The organism is Arthrobacter sp. B2060, assembly GCF_059090445.1.
The window spans coordinates 1,004,805-1,021,457 of record NZ_JBNHFR010000001.1; the positions used below are offsets into that span (position 1 = coordinate 1,004,805).

General features: G+C 66.2%; 16 protein-coding genes. 15 read left to right on the forward strand and 1 reads right to left on the reverse strand.

What is annotated here, in order from left to right:
- The first annotated feature begins 113 nt into the window (after positions 1–113).
- From AC5RUM_RS04770 to AC5RUM_RS04815, 10 genes are all read left to right on the forward strand, one after another.
- On the forward strand, positions 114–1,571 hold the full coding sequence (locus AC5RUM_RS04770; RefSeq protein ID WP_494033840.1) for a DUF3375 family protein: 1,458 nt from the start codon (positions 114–116) through the stop codon (positions 1,569–1,571).
- Entirely contained in the window at positions 1,564–2,469 is a 906-nt protein-coding gene (locus tag AC5RUM_RS04775) for a DUF4194 domain-containing protein (protein WP_494033841.1), read from the forward strand. The genes AC5RUM_RS04770 and AC5RUM_RS04775 overlap by 8 nt, the downstream gene beginning before the upstream one ends.
- On the forward strand, positions 2,466–5,933 hold the full coding sequence (locus tag AC5RUM_RS04780) for an ATP-binding protein (RefSeq protein WP_494033842.1): 3,468 nt from the start codon (positions 2,466–2,468) through the stop codon (positions 5,931–5,933). Before AC5RUM_RS04775 ends, AC5RUM_RS04780 begins: the two co-directional genes overlap by 4 nt.
- Before the next feature lie 221 nt (positions 5,934–6,154).
- Positions 6,155–6,928 carry a hypothetical protein gene (locus AC5RUM_RS04785; RefSeq protein WP_494033843.1) on the forward strand — a complete coding sequence of 258 codons (774 nt, stop codon included), beginning with the start codon at positions 6,155–6,157 and terminating at the stop codon, positions 6,926–6,928.
- A gap of 173 nt (positions 6,929–7,101) precedes the next feature.
- Positions 7,102–8,211: an iron-siderophore ABC transporter substrate-binding protein gene (locus AC5RUM_RS04790; protein WP_494033844.1), complete on the forward strand. Its 1,110-nt coding sequence runs from the start codon at positions 7,102–7,104 to the stop codon at positions 8,209–8,211.
- A 159-nt stretch (positions 8,212–8,370) separates the two neighbouring features.
- The gene (locus AC5RUM_RS04795; RefSeq protein WP_494033890.1) at positions 8,371–9,357 is read left to right on the forward strand and encodes a FecCD family ABC transporter permease; all 987 of its coding nucleotides are present in this window, start codon (positions 8,371–8,373) and stop codon (positions 9,355–9,357) included.
- Positions 9,358–9,446: 89 nt separating this feature from the next.
- Complete coding sequence (locus tag AC5RUM_RS04800) at positions 9,447–10,514, forward strand: FecCD family ABC transporter permease (RefSeq protein ID WP_494033891.1); 1,068 nt, start codon at positions 9,447–9,449, stop codon at positions 10,512–10,514.
- Position 10,515: 1 nt separating this feature from the next.
- Entirely contained in the window at positions 10,516–11,346 is an 831-nt protein-coding gene (locus tag AC5RUM_RS04805) for an ABC transporter ATP-binding protein (protein ID WP_494033845.1), read from the forward strand.
- Between the two features lie 62 nt (positions 11,347–11,408).
- Positions 11,409–12,440, forward strand: coding sequence for a siderophore-interacting protein (locus AC5RUM_RS04810; RefSeq protein ID WP_494033892.1), 1,032 nt, complete (start codon positions 11,409–11,411; stop codon positions 12,438–12,440).
- An 83-nt stretch (positions 12,441–12,523) separates the two neighbouring features.
- Entirely contained in the window at positions 12,524–13,357 is an 834-nt protein-coding gene (locus AC5RUM_RS04815; RefSeq protein ID WP_494033846.1) for an SGNH/GDSL hydrolase family protein, read from the forward strand.
- Positions 13,358–13,362: 5 nt separating this feature from the next.
- On the opposite strand, the gene AC5RUM_RS04820 is transcribed toward AC5RUM_RS04815, so the two are convergent.
- On the reverse strand, positions 13,363–13,665 hold the full coding sequence (locus AC5RUM_RS04820) for a YciI family protein (RefSeq protein ID WP_494033847.1): 303 nt from the start codon (positions 13,663–13,665) through the stop codon (positions 13,363–13,365).
- Positions 13,666–13,754: 89 nt separating this feature from the next.
- Between AC5RUM_RS04820 and AC5RUM_RS04825 the strand changes: the two genes are divergently transcribed.
- From AC5RUM_RS04825 to rpsN, 5 genes are all read left to right on the forward strand, one after another.
- On the forward strand, positions 13,755–14,246 hold the full coding sequence (locus tag AC5RUM_RS04825) for a MarR family winged helix-turn-helix transcriptional regulator (protein WP_494033848.1): 492 nt from the start codon (positions 13,755–13,757) through the stop codon (positions 14,244–14,246).
- Between the two features lie 4 nt (positions 14,247–14,250).
- On the forward strand, positions 14,251–15,012 hold the full coding sequence (locus tag AC5RUM_RS04830) for an SGNH/GDSL hydrolase family protein (protein ID WP_494033849.1): 762 nt from the start codon (positions 14,251–14,253) through the stop codon (positions 15,010–15,012).
- Between the two features lie 381 nt (positions 15,013–15,393).
- Positions 15,394–15,630: a 50S ribosomal protein L28 gene (gene rpmB, locus AC5RUM_RS04835; RefSeq protein ID WP_400481670.1), complete on the forward strand. Its 237-nt coding sequence runs from the start codon at positions 15,394–15,396 to the stop codon at positions 15,628–15,630.
- Positions 15,630–15,797, forward strand: coding sequence for a 50S ribosomal protein L33 (rpmG, locus tag AC5RUM_RS04840; RefSeq protein ID WP_003798558.1), 168 nt, complete (start codon positions 15,630–15,632; stop codon positions 15,795–15,797). Before rpmB ends, rpmG begins: the two co-directional genes overlap by 1 nt.
- Positions 15,798–15,799: 2 nt before the next feature.
- Positions 15,800–16,105, forward strand: a complete 306-nt coding sequence (gene rpsN / locus AC5RUM_RS04845) for a 30S ribosomal protein S14 (protein ID WP_003798555.1) — start codon at positions 15,800–15,802, stop codon at positions 16,103–16,105.
- The last annotated feature ends 548 nt before the right edge of the window (positions 16,106–16,653 follow it).

A 16,653-nucleotide genomic window follows, 5' to 3' on the forward strand; every position in this document is an offset into this window, starting at 1 on the left:
CCCGGGTGGCGCCGGGGCGCGCCGGCGGAAAGAGGCTCTGCGTTAACCTTGTAGTTGGCAGTTTTCCGGTTTCCGGCTGCCCAGACCATCCCCGACGCAGCTTAGGAGAGTGTGTGCCCCGGTTTGCCGCGTCCTCCGCTGACGCCATCAGCGCACGGCTCCGGGACCTCGAGCTCCTGACCAAGGGGCCCGCCTGGGCGCTCACGCGCTCCGCCCCCTGGGTGATTGCCGTGCTGCAGGCGTCCTTCACCAGGACCCGGCCGCAGCTTCCGCTGGAAGAGTTCCATGCCGACGTCGACTCCTTCCTTGAGCAGCTCCGCCGCCAGGAGCCGGGGCTGGGTGGTGCGGCCAACGGGAAGACCTTTGGCGATGAATGGACGCGCAAGCAGTTCCTGACGAGACGGAACCAGTCCGGACAGATCGTGTACGAGGTCACGGAACCGGCCGCCCGCGTGCTGGCCTTCCTGGACAGTCTTTCCAGCGAACGCTCCACGCTCAACGGTTCCCGGCTGGGCACGCTGCTGGGCGACGTGGAGAAGCTCGCCAACGAAACCAACCCGGACCAGAGCGCCCGGCTGGAGTCCCTGGAGGAGGAGATCGAGGAGCGCCAACAGCTCATCCAGGACATCAGTTCGGGGGACTTTGACGGGCTGCTCGATGACGACGAGGCCGTGGAAGCCGCCGGCAACATCCTGGACCTCGCGGCCAGCCTGCCCGCCGACTACAAGAAGATGCGCGACCGCATCGAGGAGCTTGTGGGCGAGCTGCGCAACCAGATCATCGAGGAATCGCTGACCAAGGGCGCCACCATGGCCCAGGTGCTGGAAGCGGACAAGCGGCTGCGGCAAAGCCCGGAGGGCAGGACATTCCGTTCCTTCACGGCCTTCCTGGATGATCCGCAGCAGCAGCTGCGCTTCCGCTCGGCGATCGGAGAGGTGCTGAGCCGGCAATTCGCGGACGACCTCTCAGCGGAGGACCGCGAAACTCTGAAAAATCTCGTGGCCGAGCTTCGCCACCAGCACAGCCAGATCCAGCGCATCTATGGCAAGCTCAGCGAGAGCCTGAACACCTACGTCCAAAGTGATGACTTCCGCCAGTCCGTCCGGCTGCGCAAGGTGCTGCGCGAAGCGGAACAGGCCATCCGCGGACTGCCGTACGAGCGTGAGCGGCCAGGCCTCGTCCCCGGCCCTGTGCTCTTCAACGCAGGCTTCGAATCGCTGGCCATGGTGAAGCTGTTCGATCCCGACGAGTTCGCGGCCCCGCCGAAGCTCGCGGATCCGATTGCCTTCAGCGACTCCGACCGCGTGCGCTCGCCACGCACCGGCAAGGCGAACCCGGAGGCCATCCGGGCAGCCATGGCGGGCGCCGCTTCCCTTGCCGAGGCGTGGGGGCAGCTGCCTCCCGAGGAGCGGCACATCAACTCCATCCGTGCTCTGCTCTCGCACGCCCTCCACGACGGCGCCGGCTTCGACCGCGAAGCCTGGGACGCCGTCGAGTTTGAACAGATCGACGGCACCACCCGCAAGGCCTACCTTCCGGTGGTCACCCTCACGAAGGATTCCGATGACTGAAGAGATGACGACGGCGGCCGTCCCGGCGGTTGAACCCGACGAAGCCGAAGCCCCGGTGGCGGAACCTGGGCCCACGCCTGCCGGGTTTGCTGACCGAGCTTGCGAGGTAAGGGGGCAGGTGGGGAACGAAACCCGGACCGACCCCTTCCCGGTCCGCCCCCGGGACACCTTCGTCGACGGTGCGGCCCTGTTCCCTGGTGATACCGGCGTGCTCCCAATGAAGCTGCGCCAGGCACTTGTGAAGCTCCTGAAAGGCCCCTACGTCGACGGCGGACGCGACGAAAAGCTGTGGACCACACTGCTGGACAACCAGCTCATCCTCCGCAGCAGGCTCTCCGAACTGTTCCTCACCCTGCAGCTGGACCACGAGCGCAAGATCGCTGTCCTGCGGCCGGTCGACCCCGAGGCCATCGGAGGAAGCGCACGCTCCAGCATCCTGCGCCAGCAGCGTGCCCTGAGCCGGGTGGAAACCATCGTGCTGCTCCGCCTCCGGCTGCTGCTGGACCGCCACGTCACAGCCCAGACGGACCCCACCATCACGCGTGAAGAAATCGCCGAACTCGTGGCGCATTACCAGCCCGCAGGCCAGCAGGACGCCCTCCGCGACTCGGACGTGGTGAACCGGGCGATCACCAAGCTCCTCGCCCGCCAACTCCTCCTCACCACCGGCCTGGACGACGTCTACACGATCTCCAACGCCCTCCCGCTGGCTCTCCCCTTCGAAAACATCGGCGACATCCCGGCCCAGATCGAAGCGCTGGTCGCAGCAACGGCAGACCCCGCCGGCACGGAAGCGATGCTGGAGCTCGACGACAGCCCGCCGGTTGAGCCTGTCGAAGCCGATGAAGAGGCGGACACTGAGGACGACGGCGACGCCGCCGAAGGGAGCGGCAAGTGAGCATCGCGACCATGCTGCCGATGGGCGAACTCACCAACCCCGGCCAGATGCGCCTGGCGATGGTGCAGGTGGTCAACTGGGGCACGTTCCACGGCGCCCACACCATGCATGTGGACCGCAACGGTACACTCCTGACCGGCAACTCGGGGGTCGGTAAGTCGACGCTGTTCGACGCCATGCTGCGCGTGTTTGACGCCCGCCCGCGCTCCAACGAGGCGGCGGCCCAGCGCTCCGGCGGGGCCGTGGAGGACAAGAGGACCACCTTCACGTACATGCGCGGCAAAGTGGGCGACAAGGCTGTGGGGGAGGGCTCGGCCAGCGCGTTCCAGCGCCCCGGGGCCACCTGGTCCGCCGTCGCCCTGACGTTCGACAACGCCGCCGGCACGACGGTGACGGTGTCCGCGCTGTTTGACCTGCCGAAGAACGGCACCGAGTCCAGCGTCGGGCGTTATTACCTGATCGACAACAAGCCCCTGGATCTTGCCGCCATTGAGGGCATCGCCGAGAAGCGTTTCACCAAGGCGGCGCTTGAAGGCATCTTCCCGGACGCGCAGGTTTTCGACGTCCACAAGGCCTTCGCCGAGCGGTTCCGCCGCCTGCTGGGCATCAACTCCGACCAGGCGCTCCCGCTGCTCCGCGTGATCCAGGCCGGCAAGGGCCTGGGCGGCAGCGTCAACACGTTCTTCCGCGACCAGGTGCTGGATGCGCCGGCGACGCTGGCCGCTGCGGACGGCGTCGTTGAGGAATTCAGCAACCTGATGTCCATCCGGCAGCGGCTTGAGGACGTGCGGCAGCAACGCGATCAGCTGGCCCCGGTACCGGAGCTGAACAGGGACTATGCCCAGGCCCTGCTGGATGCAAACCGGCTCCGGGAACTTGCCGGCGAAGAATTTGAGGCCTACCGGCAGCGGCTCGCCGTCGCCGTCCACGAGAGGACCCTCGCCCGGGTCAAGGCACGAGCGCAGGCCAAGGCCAAGGAGCTCGGCGCCGAACGGGCCGTCCGTGACAGCCTCGCCAAGGACCTGCGCCAGCTCGAGGCTGAGTACAACAACCAGGGCGGCAACGCCATCTCCTCCATCGAGCAGTCGCTGGAGAACGCCCGGGTCGGCCTCAAGCTTCGCCAGCAGGTGGAAGAAGCGGCCCGCCAGTCGCTCTCCGATGCCGGCCTGCAGCTGGACTGGACGGCCGAGGGGTGGGAGCAGGCCCACGAACTGGCCGCCGCCCGCTCCGCGGAACTCAGGGACGATTCGGAGACGTTGAAGGAGCTCCGCTTCGAGGCCTTTGACGGGCATGCGACGAAGAAACGTGAACTCGCTGCGGCCGAACAGGAGCTCATCTCCCTGAAGACGCGCAAGTCCCTGCTGCCGCCGTCGAGCATTGAGAACCGCACTGCCATCGCCGCCGCCACGGGCGTCCCCGAGGAACTCATGCCTTTCGGCGGCGAGCTCATCGACCTCGCGGAGGGAGAGGAACGGTGGCGACCCGCCGCCGAGCGCGCGTTGCGCAGCCTCGCCACGACGCTGCTGGTTCCGGGGGAGCACTTCGCCGCCGTCACGCGCTATTTGAACGACCACACCGTCCGCGGCGCCCTGCGCGCCGTCGATGTGTCCAAGCCGCTCGCCGGCGGCGCGCTGGCTGTGGAGGACGTCTCCGACGGCGATCTGCTGACCAAGCTGGACATCCTCACCGCCGGGCCCGGCGGCGGCTCCGCCGCACAGGCAAGTGAGTGGATCCGTGAACGCATCGCCTTGGACTTCGCCTACCCCTGCGTGGAAAATCCGGACGACCTTGCCGCGCTCGACAAAGGCCTGAGCCTGGGCGGCGTGGTCAAGCGCAACAGGCACACCGTAGAGAAGGACGACCGCTTCACCGGCCGCCAGGATTACGTCCTTGGCTTTGATAACGCCTCCAAAATGGAACTCGTCGCGGCACAGGTGGCGGACCTGCAGCAGGAGCTGGCCAAGGCAGCCGAACTCGCCCAGAGCAGGGAGGAATCCCACCAGGGCATGTCCCGGCAGCTCGAGGCGCTGCGCCGCGTGGCCGAGGACCACCGTCCCTGGGAGCAGGTCTCCGCGGCGGTCGCCGCGGACGAACTCGCCCGGATCGAACAGCGGCTCAAGGACGCCCTTGCGGCCCAGGCCGACCTCGAACCGCTGCGCGCCAATATCGAGGCGGCACGCCAGAAGCACCAGTCCAGCACCGAAGCGGCCGCGGTGCTGCAGAGCGAGTACAAGGCACTGGACCACCAGCTCACCACCGCTGATTCACTGCTGGAAGCCGCGCGGACCCGCCTGGCCCAGGCACCGCCGTCGGCCTCCATCGCCGCCGCGCTGGAGCCGTACTTCGAGGGCTTCGGCGACGTGACGGAAATGCATGAGCTGGACAACCTGGCCGCTCGGGTCAGAACTCAGCTGCTGGGGGAACTGCACGCCGCGGAATCCCGGGGCCAGGCGATGTCCGAGCGGCTGACCCGGATCTTCGAGGGATTCGTGCGCGAGTGGGGCACGGCGATCTCGGCCGATCACGGCACGTCGATCGGCGCAGCCAGTGAGTTTGAAGCCCGCTACCACGCGATCGTCAGCGACGGCCTGCCGGCACAGGAAGCGGAGTTCCGGCAGTTCTTCAACCAGCGCACCCACGAATCGTTCAGCACGCTGCTGCACCTGCTGGACGAGGAACGGCGCTCCATCATGAGCCGCATCCTGCCGCTCAACGGCATTCTCTCCGAGGTCAACTTCCATGAAGGCAGCTTCCTGGAGCTGGACATCAAGCAGACCCTGCCGGCCACGGCCAAGCAGTTTAAGGACGCCATCCAGAACGCGCTGAAGACCCGTCATTCGCGGCCCGGCAGGGAAGTCCCCCACACGAGCGTGGACGACGACGCCGAGCTCACCAGCCGCTACAAGTCATTGGAAACGCTCGTGAAGCGGCTGGGTTCGCAGGCCCCGGAGGACCGGCGCTGGCGGGCCGAGGTGCTGGATGTCCGCGGCCACCTGTTCATCCAGTGCAAGGAGCACCGCGAAGTCCACGCGCCGGCCGGAAGCAAGGGCGGCAAACGGACCGAGGTGTTCATGCACGCCGACACCGGCTCCATGTCCGGTGGTGAGCGGCAGCGGTTCACGGCGTTCATCATGGCGGCGGCGCTGAGCTACCAGCTGGGCATCGCCGAACAGGGCTTCACCACATACGGCACGGTGATGATGGACGAAGCGTTCGTCCTGGCCTCCGAGGAATTCGCCGGCGCCGGCATCAAGGCGCTGCACGAATTCGGCTTCCAGCTGCTCCTGGCCGCCCCCGAAAACGTGATCGACCTGTCGCGGCATCTCGGTTCCGTCACGGAGATCCTGCGGGACAAGCGCACCAACCGCTCGGGCGTGCTGACCGCCCCTGTGATTGCGCCGAAGCCCGGATCCGAAGGCCAATGGAGGTCCGAGGCCAACCCTGTGGACATCGTGCTGCGCTGAGCGTGCCGTCGCCCGGGGCTCCATCCCCCTGTAACCTTGCCTCCGCTTTATAACAAATCGATGGATTTATTGATGAGAAGCTAGTGGGAGCGCATTTCCGCGTGCGAATCTGGTGAGCACCAACACTTCGCCACAGCTCCACAGGGTCATCAACACTCCCATGCGGCGGGCCAGAGCCACCCTCTGCCGAGCTTGACGGCGTCCTCACGAAAGGCACCATCATGCGTACTGCTCACCGCGCCACGTTCGTCACCTCCCTGGCGGCCGCAGCCGCCCTCAGCCTTGCCGGCTGCGGGGCAGTCGCGGAGTCGGCGTCCAACAATGCGACCCCGTCGGCGGCTGTCGGCGCCACCTCCACCGCGACTGCCACGGATGCGTCCGCCACGCCTGCGCCGGCCTCGCCTGCACCTTCCAGCACGAAGCCAGGAGCTGATGCGCCGGGTGCCGGTGCACCGGGTGCTGCCGGGTCCGGCACCGCCGCGCCCGGTTCCGCTGACCTGGCAACCTTCACCTTCCCGGGTGACAGGGTGTCCTTTAAATACCCGGCCACATGGAAAGTGGAACTCTTCACCGGGTCGGGGGCAGCGCCGGCATCGGGCACGGCGACTGTCTACGACGCCAACGGCAACCGGCAGGCGACCATTTACTCGGGGCATATTGCTGATGGCGTGACCCACCCGGTCACTAGGGAGGTCTTCGAAACCCAGCCGGTTCCCGGCCTGCAGAAGCAGCCGGCTCCCGCCGCGCACTACTCCTTCTACGTGGACCGGGTGGCGGACGCGTCCGTCTACCGCATGCACCTCACGGCCGGGGCCCCGCCTTCCGGAGCAGACCTGGCGCAGGACGGCATCATCCGCGTCGGAAAAGATGTGCTCGTCGCGGATGTCCAGTTCATCGAAAAGCCCTTTGCCAGCGACGCAGCCGCCAAGGCATGGCTGGCGGGCGACGAAGGGCAGGCCCTGAAGGCACTCCTGCTGAGCATTTCGTACCGCTAAACCCGGGCTCTGGTTGAGCTTGCCGAGCAAGGTTCGGCAAGCTCAACCACGGAGCAGTAGGGCGCTGGGGGCGCACGGCATCACACGGACAATTACGCGACGCAAAGCTTTCGTAATTCGAGAGAGGATAGGCTAGCCTTAGTCGCGTTCGCTTCATTGATCTAAGGAGTTCCGTGACTTCCCCCCTCTTCTCCGGCCCCGGCCGTGTGCCCGGCGCAGGCACCACCCGCCGCGCCCTCCTCAAGACCGCCGGCAAGGCCACCGCCGTTGTGGCTGCCGCAGCCATGGCGCTGACCGGCTGCTCCACCGGCCCGGCTGCTTCCGCTTCGGATCCGTCCGCTTCGGAGTCGTCCAGCACGCAGTTCCCCGTGACGATCAAGCACGCCTTCGGCGAGACCACCATCAAAGAGCAGCCCAAGCGCGTCGCCACCGTGTCCTGGGTAAATGACGATGTCGCCATCGCCCTCGACGTGGTTCCCGTGGGCATCCCGAAGAACGAGTGGGGCGGCAACGACAAAGGCTCCACTCCCTGGAAGGACGCCGCCCTCGAAAAGCTCGGCGCAGGCTTCGGTACAGATAAGGCCCCCGCCCAGTACTCCGAGGCTGACGGCATCAACTTCACTGAGATCGCCAAGCTCAACCCCGATGTCATTCTCGGCGCCTACTCGGGCCTGACCGCAGAGGACTACAAGAAGCTCAGCGAGATCGCTCCCGTCGTTGCCCACCCCGACGTCGCCTACGGCACCTCCTGGCAGGACTCCACCAGCATCATCGGCAAGGCCCTCGGCAAGGAAGCCGAGGCAGCGAAGCTGATCTCCGAGACCGAGGCCACCATCAAGGAGAAGGCCGCCAAGTACCCCCAGCTCGCGGGCAAGACCTTCATCTACGGCAACCTTGAGCCCGCCAAGGGCGACGGTGTCAACGTCTACACCGCCAATGACAACCGCCCGCGGTTCCTGTCCTCAATTGGCATGAAGCTGGCCCCGGTTGTGGAGGAGAAGGCCAAGGGTTCCAAGGACTTCTTCCTGGCATGGTCCGCAGAGAAGGCCAACGAACTGGATTCCGACATCTTCGTGACGTGGGTCCCGGACGCCAAGACCACCGACGCCATCAAGAAGGACGCGTTGCTCGGCCAGATCCCCGCCATCAAGGACGGTGCCCTGGTCGCCGACTCGGACAACACGCTGACCCTCTCGATCTCGGCCGCCTCGCCCCTGAGCCTGCCGTGGTCGCTGGACACGTTCCTCCCGCAGCTCGGCAAAGCTGCCGACGCGGTCCAGTAACCAGCAATGACACCACGTACGACGACGGCGGCCGGCAGCAAGACGCCCGGCTCACCGTCCGGCCCGCTCGCCCCGCGCGAACTGGCAGCTAATGACCCCATTTCGGCTCTGAGGGGGCATCGGCTGACAGTTCGCGCGAAGGGAAAGCGCGCCCCCGGAATGCGGGCCGCCTGGCTGGCCGCCGCCGTCGTCGTACTTGTCGTTGTCTGTGGAGTGTCGCTGGCCGTGGGCGCGCGGGGCCTTTCCCTGGCCACGGTCTGGCAGGCACTGACGCAGTTCGATCCGGGCGACGGCGACCACGCCGTGATCCATGCCCGGATCCCGCGCACCATCATGGGACTGCTTGCCGGTGGGGCGCTCGGTCTGGCCGGCGCCGCGATGCAGGGCGTGACCCGCAACCCGCTGGCGGATCCCGGCATCATCGGCGTGAACGCCGGTGCGGCCCTGGCCGTGGTCACGGGCATCTACCTTTTCGGCGCGTCCTCCCTGGGCGCGTACATCTGGTTCGCATTCGGCGGGGCCGCGGCGGCCGCCGTCGTCGTTTACCTGATTGCGTCCATGGGCAGGGACGGCGCCACGCCCGTCAAGCTCGCCCTTGCTGGCGCAGCCCTCAGCGCCGGCCTGTACTCGCTGATGAACGTCATCCTGGTCTCCAGCCAGGACACCCTGGACCGCTTCCGGTTCTGGCAGGTGGGCGGCATCGCCGGCCGCGACTGGTCTGTCATCCTGCCCGGCCTGCCGTTCCTGGCGGCCGGCGCGCTGATCGTGCTCAGCACCGGTCGCATCCTGAACGGCCTTGCCCTCGGCGACGACCTTGCCCGGGGGCAAGGCCAGCGGGTCGGCCTGGCACGATCGGTGACGGCGCTGGGCATCGTGCTGCTCTGTGGTTCAGCCACCGCACTCGCAGGCCCGATCGCGTTCGTCGGCCTCGTCATCCCGCACGCGGTCCGCTTCCTGACCGGTCCGGACTACCGCTGGATCCTCCCTTTCTCCCTGGTGCTCGCCCCGGCCCTGCTCCTTGTGTCCGACGTCATCGGGCGTGTGGTGCTGCTGCCGGGCGAGGTTCCCGCAGGCATCATGACCGCCCTCGTCGGCGCCCCGGTCTTTGTGTGGCTAGTCCGCCGCGGTAAGGGGGCCGGACTGTGACCACCCAGCGCGAACGGGCACTTGAGGCCCCCCGACTAGAGCGCGAACTGGCAGATAATGCCCTCAAAACCGCGAAAACAGGGCATTATCTGCCAGTTCGCGCGTCATTCCTGCGCCGGGCGCTGCTGAACCGGACAGCGATCCTGGGCGCGGCCGTCGTGATCCTCTTCGCCGCGGGCATCCTGCTCGGCAGCTACACGGTCACCATTCCCGACTTCTTCCGGATCCTCACTGCGCACCTCACCGGCGGCGAGAGAATTCCGGGTGCCAGCTTCATCGTGATGGAAAGCAAACTGCCGCGGGCGGTGATTGGCACTATGATCGGCGTTGCTTTCGGACTGTCCGGCGGCCTGTTCCAAACAATGCTCCGCAATCCGCTGGCCAGCCCCGACGTCATCGGCATCAGCTACGGGGCCAGCGCTGCCGCCGTCACGGCCATCGTTGTATTCGGCGCCACCGGCGCGGCCGTTTCAGGTGCAGCCCTCGGCGGTGCCCTTGGCGTCGCCGCACTGATCTACGGGATCTCCCGCAGCGGCTCGCTGAGGGGAGGAGGCGGCTCCCGTGCCGGAAGCGGCAGCGCCGCCGGCAACCGCCTCATCCTCGCGGGGGTGGGCATCGCCTCGGCACTCGGCGCGCTGGTGAATTTCCTGCTGACCCGAACGGACATCCGCACCGCGGCCGACGCCCTGGTCTGGCTCAACGGCTCACTCAACCACGCGAGCTGGGACCGCGCCGGAGTGCTGGCGGCGGCACTCCTGGTCCTCGTGCCCGCCGTCGCAGTCCTGGCCGGCCCGCTGCGCATCATCGAACTGGGCGATGACACCGCCGCTGGGCTCGGCATCCGCGTGGAGCGGGCCCGGCTGGGCGTGGTGCTCACCGCCGTCTCGCTTGCTGCCGTGGCGACGGCGGCAGCCGGGCCGGTGGCCTTCGTCGCCTTCCTGGCGGGCCCCATTGCCCGCCGCTTCACCGGCAAAGCCAGCCTCCCGGCGTCGGCCCTTGTAGGCGCCCTGATAGTGCTGTCCGCCGATTACTTCGCCGCCAACATCGCCCCGCTGCTGCTGGACGGCACGGCACTGCCGGTCGGCGTGGTCACGGGCGCCCTCGGTGCCCCCTTCCTGCTGTGGCTTCTCGTCACCGCCAACCGAAAGGATGCCTGACATGGCTGTTCTCAAAGCGAAGGACCTGACGCTGCAGTACGACCAGCGGCGCGTCGTTGAGGGGCTCACGGCAGAGATCCCGGAGGGCCGGGTGACCATGATCGTGGGCGCCAACGCCTGCGGCAAGTCCACGCTGCTACGGGGGCTGTCCCGGCTGCTCAAACCCGTCGGCGGAACCGTCACCCTCGACGGCAAGGACATCCACTCCCTCCCCGCCCGCGAACTGGCCCGCATCCTGGGTCTGCTGCCGCAGCACCCCACAGCCCCGGACGGCATCACGGTCAGGGACCTGGTGGGCCGCGGCCGGTACCCTCACCAGGGCTTCTTCCGCAGCTGGTCGGAAAAGGACGACGCCGCGGTGCAGCGCGCGCTGGAAGCCACCGAAACGCTGGAGCTCGCCGGGCGGAACGTCGACGAGCTGTCAGGCGGGCAGCGCCAGCGCGTGTGGATCGCCATGGCCCTGGCGCAGGAAACGGACGTGCTCCTGCTCGATGAGCCCACCACGTACTTGGACCTCGCGCACCAGGTGGAGGTACTGGACCTTGTCACCGACCTCAACCGGCAGCGCGGCACCACGGTGGCCATCGTGCTGCACGACCTGAACCTCGCAGCCCGGTATGCGGACCACGTCATTGCCCTGAAAGGCGGACGGATCGTCGCCGAGGGCGGGGCCCGCGACGTGATCACGGAAGAGCTGGTCCTGGATGTTTTCGGGCTGGAATCCCGCGTGCTGCCGGACCCGGTTTCCGGCACCCCGCTGATCATCCCGATCGGACGCCACCACGCCGCATCCCCAAAAACCGTACCCACAACCCTGGAGTTGGTCTCGTGAGCTCAGTCAACAGCCCCGCAGGAACAGGCGCCAAGGCCGCGGCACGGGCAAGGTCCGGGGCCATGCCGCAGCTCGCCACCGAGCCGATGACGCTCGCGTTCGACGTCACGGTCAGCGCCGTGCAGGAGCTCGGAGCAAACTTCCGCCGCATCACGTTCGGCGGCTACTCGCTGCGGGACTTCGGCGTGCACGGCAGGACCATGGACCTGCGCATCAAGCTGGTGATCCCTTCCCTTGCCGACGACGGCACGCAGCTCGCGCTGCCACCCTTCCATATGGAGAACGCGGGCTGGTACAAGGAATGGCTCGCTATGGATCCGGCCATCCGCGGCTCCATGCGCACCTACACAGTGCGCCACGCCAGGCTCGACGCCGTGTACCCCGAGATCGACGTCGACTTCGTGATGCACTTCGACGAAGACGATAACGGCGGGCCCGCAGCGAACTGGGCGCGGAACGCCCGCCCGGGCGATGCCATGACCATCATCGGGCCAAACAACCGTGCCGCGCACTGCGTTACGGCGGAGATCTACTCGGGCATCGAATGGCGGCCGGGCCTGGCCCAGCGCGTGCTCCTGGCGGGCGACGAGACGGCCGTTCCCGCCATCAGCGCCGTCCTGGAAAGCCTGCCGAAGTACATGACCGGCCACGCGTTCCTGGAAGTCCCGGAGGCGGGCGACTTCCTTGATCTCCAAACCGATGCCGACGTCGACATCACCTGGCTCGCACGCGGTGCTGCGATCGGGCGATCGCGGCCGCACGGCGAGCTGCTCCAGCAAGCGGTCCAGGCCGCCGTCCCGGTGCCGGGCTGGGTGGGGATCAAGTCTCCCGACGCGGCCGCCGGTCCCGAGCCGGAGGACGTCAACGTCGACCAGGAGATCCTGTGGGAGACGCCTGCGCGCATGGACACAGCGGCCATCGTCGCCAGCAAGAACCCGGCCGTGCCCGCCGGTGCCATGCCGTTCTACGCCTGGATGGCGGGCGAGGCCGGCGTCATCAAGGACCTGCGGCGCTATTTGGTCCGGGATGTCGGCATCGACCGGAAGCAGGTTGCCTTCATGGGGTACTGGCGGCAGGGGAAGGCCGAACTCTAGGCCCGGCACTCTGCCCCGGAAGGAGCGCCACCGTTCATGTGCGGTTTGCCTGCGCGTTGCTCCGGATGTGTACCTTGTCCCGGGTGGGTTCTTATCCTTTGCTTCCGGACCGGGATGGGCGACGGCGGTACGTGGCCTTGGGTGATTCGTTCACCGAGGGTGTGGGGGACCGGAGCAAGCACCTGCCGAACGGTGTGCGGGGCTGGGCCGACCGCGTGGCGGAGAGGCTCGCCAAAGCGGAGCCGGGCTGGGAATACGCCAACCTCGCCATCAGGAGCAAGCGGCTGCGCCACATCATCGCCGAACAGCTTGAACCGGCGGTTGCCTTGGAACCTACCCTCGTTACGCTGTATGCCGGCGGCAACGACATCCTGGATTTCGGCACGGACATGGATGCGCTCATGGAGCAGTATGAGGCGCTCGTGGCCACACTCGCCGGAACCGGCGCCACCCTCGTGCTGTTCACGGGATTCGACGTCAGGGTGTCCGCGCTCCTGGAGCCGCTGAAAAAGAGAAACGCCTCCTATAACGAACGAGTGCGGGAACTCGCCGTCAAGTACGGAGCAGTGCTGGTGGACTATTGGTGCTTCGACGCCCTGCAGGACCGCCGGATGTGGGATGCGGACCGCCTGCATATGTCCAAGGCAGGCCACAAGTATGTAGCGGCGCAGGTGCTGGACCACCTGGGCGTGCCGCACAAGATCAGCCTCAAGGAGTGGGAGCCCCCGTCGAGGATTACGCTCCGCGACTGGGAGCGACGGCAACGACGCTGGGTGAACGACTGGGTGCTGCCGCTCTTTGGACGAAAGCTCCGTGGCGTCACGCTCGGGGACAACCTGACCCCGCGCTGGCCCGAGCCCGTGAAGGTGCCCCGCAAGGGCGGCCTGAAGAAACTGATGGAACAGGCCGAACCCTGAGTGGGCTACGTCTGCGGCGCGGGTTGGTCCAGCAGGTTCTCAAACCCCGGAGCCACCCGGTTGGCGGCGAATTCCATGACTTCGAACTCGGCCACACCGTTGACGTAGAACGGGTCCTTCGCCAGGGAGGCGTCCAGCGTTTGCCGGTCAGCTTTCGACAGCAGCAGGCCGCCCGTGCGCGGGACCTTCCTCCCGGCTGCCATAAATACGCCCTCGTCGAAGGCGTCCTTAAGCCAGGCCACGTGGGCATCGAGGTGGTAGTCGACGATATCCTGGGCAACCTTGTAGGTCAGGGAAACAACGTACATGCCCGCCAGCCTACCGTTATTCACAGATTGCCTTCCCCGGATAGTGTGCCGCTTGAATCGTCAATCTTCTTTTCTCCTAGGATGGAGCCATGATCGAACCGCGCTGGCTTAACGCCGATGAACGCCGGGCCTGGCTCGCCCAGCTGAGCATCAACACCATGCTGCCGGCGGCCTTGGACACCCAGCTGCATGCCGCTGGCAAGGTGTCTTTGTTCGACTACAACGTACTGGCGATGCTCTCCGAGGCCGAGGGGCGCTTCCTGCCCATGAGTGAATTGGCCGCCCGGACCAGCGCGTCACTGTCCAGGCTTTCCCACGTGGTCACCAAACTCCAGAGCCGTGGGTGGGTGGAGCGCCGGCCGCACCCGGGGGACGCCCGCGTGACCACCGCACACCTGACTGAGCAGGGCATGAGGACCATTGTGGGACTGGCTCCGGGTCACGTGGAATCAGTCCGCTCGCTGTTCCTTGATGCCCTGACTGAGCAGGATGTCGCGGACCTCGCGCGCATTGGGGAAAAGATCGTGGCGCGCCTGGACAGCAACCACTGGATCCTCCGCGAACAGCCGCCCAGGAAGTAACCCCATGAATTTCACGTCCCGATTCGTAGCCTTGGGAGACTCCTTCACGGAAGGCGTAGGTGACGAGGACCCCGCACGTCCCAATGGCGTCCGCGGTTGGGCAGACCGGGTCGCCGAGCAACTCGGTGCCGCGGATCCGGGATTTGGCTACGCGAACCTTGCCATCCGTGGCAAGAAGCTCCGACAGATCATGGCTGAACAGGTGGATGCCGCCGTCGAACTTCAACCGACTTTGGTGAGCATCTACGCCGGCGCCAACGACATCCTCCGGCCCAAGATCGACATCGACAACCTGCTGGAGGACTACGACGCCGGGATAGGCAAACTCAGGGCGGCCGGCGCCACGGTGGTGATGTTTACCGGTTTCGACGCCCGCGGCTCAAAAGTGTTCGGCACGATGCGCGGCCGCACTGCCATCTACAACGAACTCGTCCGCGGCATCGCCGGCGACCATGGAGCGCTGCTGGTCGACTACTGGCGTTTCAACGAGTATTACGACTGGGGCATGTGGGCCAAGGACCGCATGCACATGTCCGCCGCCGGCCACGCCAACATGGCCAAGCGCGTCCTCACCGTGCTTGAGCATGACCACTCCATCGAGGTTCCGCCCATGACGCCGGTGCCGGAGGTCAGCGGCGTGGACGCCCTCCGTGCGAACGCGCAATGGTTCCGCGAGTTCGCTGCCCCCTGGGTTGTCCGGCGGGTCACCGGAAAATCCTCGGGCGACGGCCTCCAGCCGAAGTACGCCCAACTCACCCGGCTCTAAGGGTTTGCCTAACGGTTTGCGCCGCCGGATTCGCCTTTAAATCGCACGTCTCGTAGACTTGGTAGGCGCTAGGTGGCGCGGAGCGTGTGCAATTGCTCCGGTTGGCGGTGGCTGTTGGCAGTAATAAACAGTCCTGCAGGCCGGTAGTTAGGGGCTCAAGTTGCGTGCATTCCTGTATTCGCCCAGCATTCCGGCACTTCGCAATGGCTTCCATTGCCCGGTGCCCGTGGCCCATCGCATTTCGCCGCAGCAATGAATTCCCGGTTTTGCCGAAGAGTTTAGCGTGGGGAATGGCAATGGGGCTGGATGCGGACGCCGCCTGCCGCACGGTGACGCAGAACGCTGCCAGCCGTTTCAATCATTTTTCAGAGGAGAGTCGTCATGGCAGCACACTGCCAGGTGACCGGAGCCGAGCCGGGCTTTGGACACAGCATTTCGCACTCGCACCGCCGCAACAAGCGCCGGTTCGACCCGAACATTCAGAAGAAGCGCTACTGGGTTCCGTCCCTGCGCCGTAATGTCACCCTGCAGGTCTCTGCAAAGGGCATTAAGACCATCGACGTGCGCGGCATCGACGCAGTCGTCGCCGACATTCTTGCACGAGGGGTGAAGCTCTAGTGGCTAAGGACAAGGACGTACGTCCGATCATCAAGCTCAAGTCGACCGCGGGCACGGGTTACACCTACGTCACCCGTAAGAACCGTCGTAACGACCCGGACCGTCTGGTCCTGAAGAAGTACGACCCCAAGATCCGCCAGCACGTCGAATTCCGAGAGGAGCGCTAAACATGGCTAAGAAGTCCAAGATCGCTCGCAACGAGCAGCGCAAGGTCATCGTTGAGCGTTACGCCGCAAAGCGCCTCGAGCTGAAGAAGACCCTGGTTGACCCCAACGCGACTGACGAAGCACGCGAAGCTGCACGCCTCGGCCTGCAGAAGCTGCCCCGCAACGCCTCCCCGATCCGTCTGCGTAACCGCGACATCATCGACGGCCGTCCCCGCGGTACCTTCCAGAAGTTCGGCATCTCCCGTGTTCGCTTCCGCGACATGGCTCACCGCGGTGAGCTCCCGGGCATCACGAAGTCTTCCTGGTAATCCAGCGCCGCTGATTCCAGCTGCTTGAGAAGGGCCGGCAACCGTATGGTTGCCGGCCCTTCTTTGCGTTAACGCCCCATCCTCTGCCGGACCGGCGCGGGTGACGCACCACACAGAACGGAATTACGACGGCGGCACCTGATTGTGCGCTTCCATCGCACCGAAGTTCCGCGGATTTGTGGGGTTTTTGGGGTGTGTGGTGGGGGTGTTTGGGTGGGTTTGCGGTGGGGGGTTGGTGGGTGTATTGTTTTCTAAGTCGCCGAGAGGGGGCCGGCGAGGAGCTGGTTACCGAGGGCGGCCAAACCCCTTCTAAACAGCCTGAAAAATGGTTCGTCGCTTGGCGTGCTGTGAGAGGGTGGGGCTGGGTTCGGGAGCTGGTGGATCGCGGAAACGCTGATTTGCTTTGGGTCTTGAGGTCGGGTAAGTTTGGAAAGTTGCTCCGGAGCGATCCGCGACTGTGGTTTGGTTGTGGTGGTGCCGGGTGTGTCTGTTGTTTGAGAACTCAATAGTGTGCCAAGTTTGTTGATACCGATTTTTTATGAATTGGT

What these genes read in the sequence shown, in the direction of transcription:
- AC5RUM_RS04775 (WP_494033841.1), top strand. Translation starts at nt 1,564, where the DNA reads ATGACTGAAGAGATGACGACGGCGGCCGTCCCGGCGGTTGAACCCGAC.
- AC5RUM_RS04795 (WP_494033890.1), top strand. Translation starts at nt 8,371, where the DNA reads ATGCGGGCCGCCTGGCTGGCCGCCGCCGTCGTCGTACTTGTCGTTGTC.
- AC5RUM_RS04830 (WP_494033849.1), top strand. Translation starts at nt 14,251, where the DNA reads ATGAATTTCACGTCCCGATTCGTAGCCTTGGGAGACTCCTTCACGGAA.
- AC5RUM_RS04825 (WP_494033848.1), top strand. Translation starts at nt 13,755, where the DNA reads ATGATCGAACCGCGCTGGCTTAACGCCGATGAACGCCGGGCCTGGCTC.
- AC5RUM_RS04820 (WP_494033847.1), bottom strand. Translation starts at nt 13,665, where the DNA reads ATGTACGTTGTTTCCCTGACCTACAAGGTTGCCCAGGATATCGTCGAC.
- rpmB (WP_400481670.1), top strand. Translation starts at nt 15,394, where the DNA reads ATGGCAGCACACTGCCAGGTGACCGGAGCCGAGCCGGGCTTTGGACAC.
- AC5RUM_RS04785 (WP_494033843.1), top strand. Translation starts at nt 6,155, where the DNA reads ATGCGTACTGCTCACCGCGCCACGTTCGTCACCTCCCTGGCGGCCGCA.
- AC5RUM_RS04810 (WP_494033892.1), top strand. Translation starts at nt 11,409, where the DNA reads ATGCCGCAGCTCGCCACCGAGCCGATGACGCTCGCGTTCGACGTCACG.
- AC5RUM_RS04805 (WP_494033845.1), top strand. Translation starts at nt 10,516, where the DNA reads ATGGCTGTTCTCAAAGCGAAGGACCTGACGCTGCAGTACGACCAGCGG.
- rpsN (WP_003798555.1), top strand. Translation starts at nt 15,800, where the DNA reads ATGGCTAAGAAGTCCAAGATCGCTCGCAACGAGCAGCGCAAGGTCATC.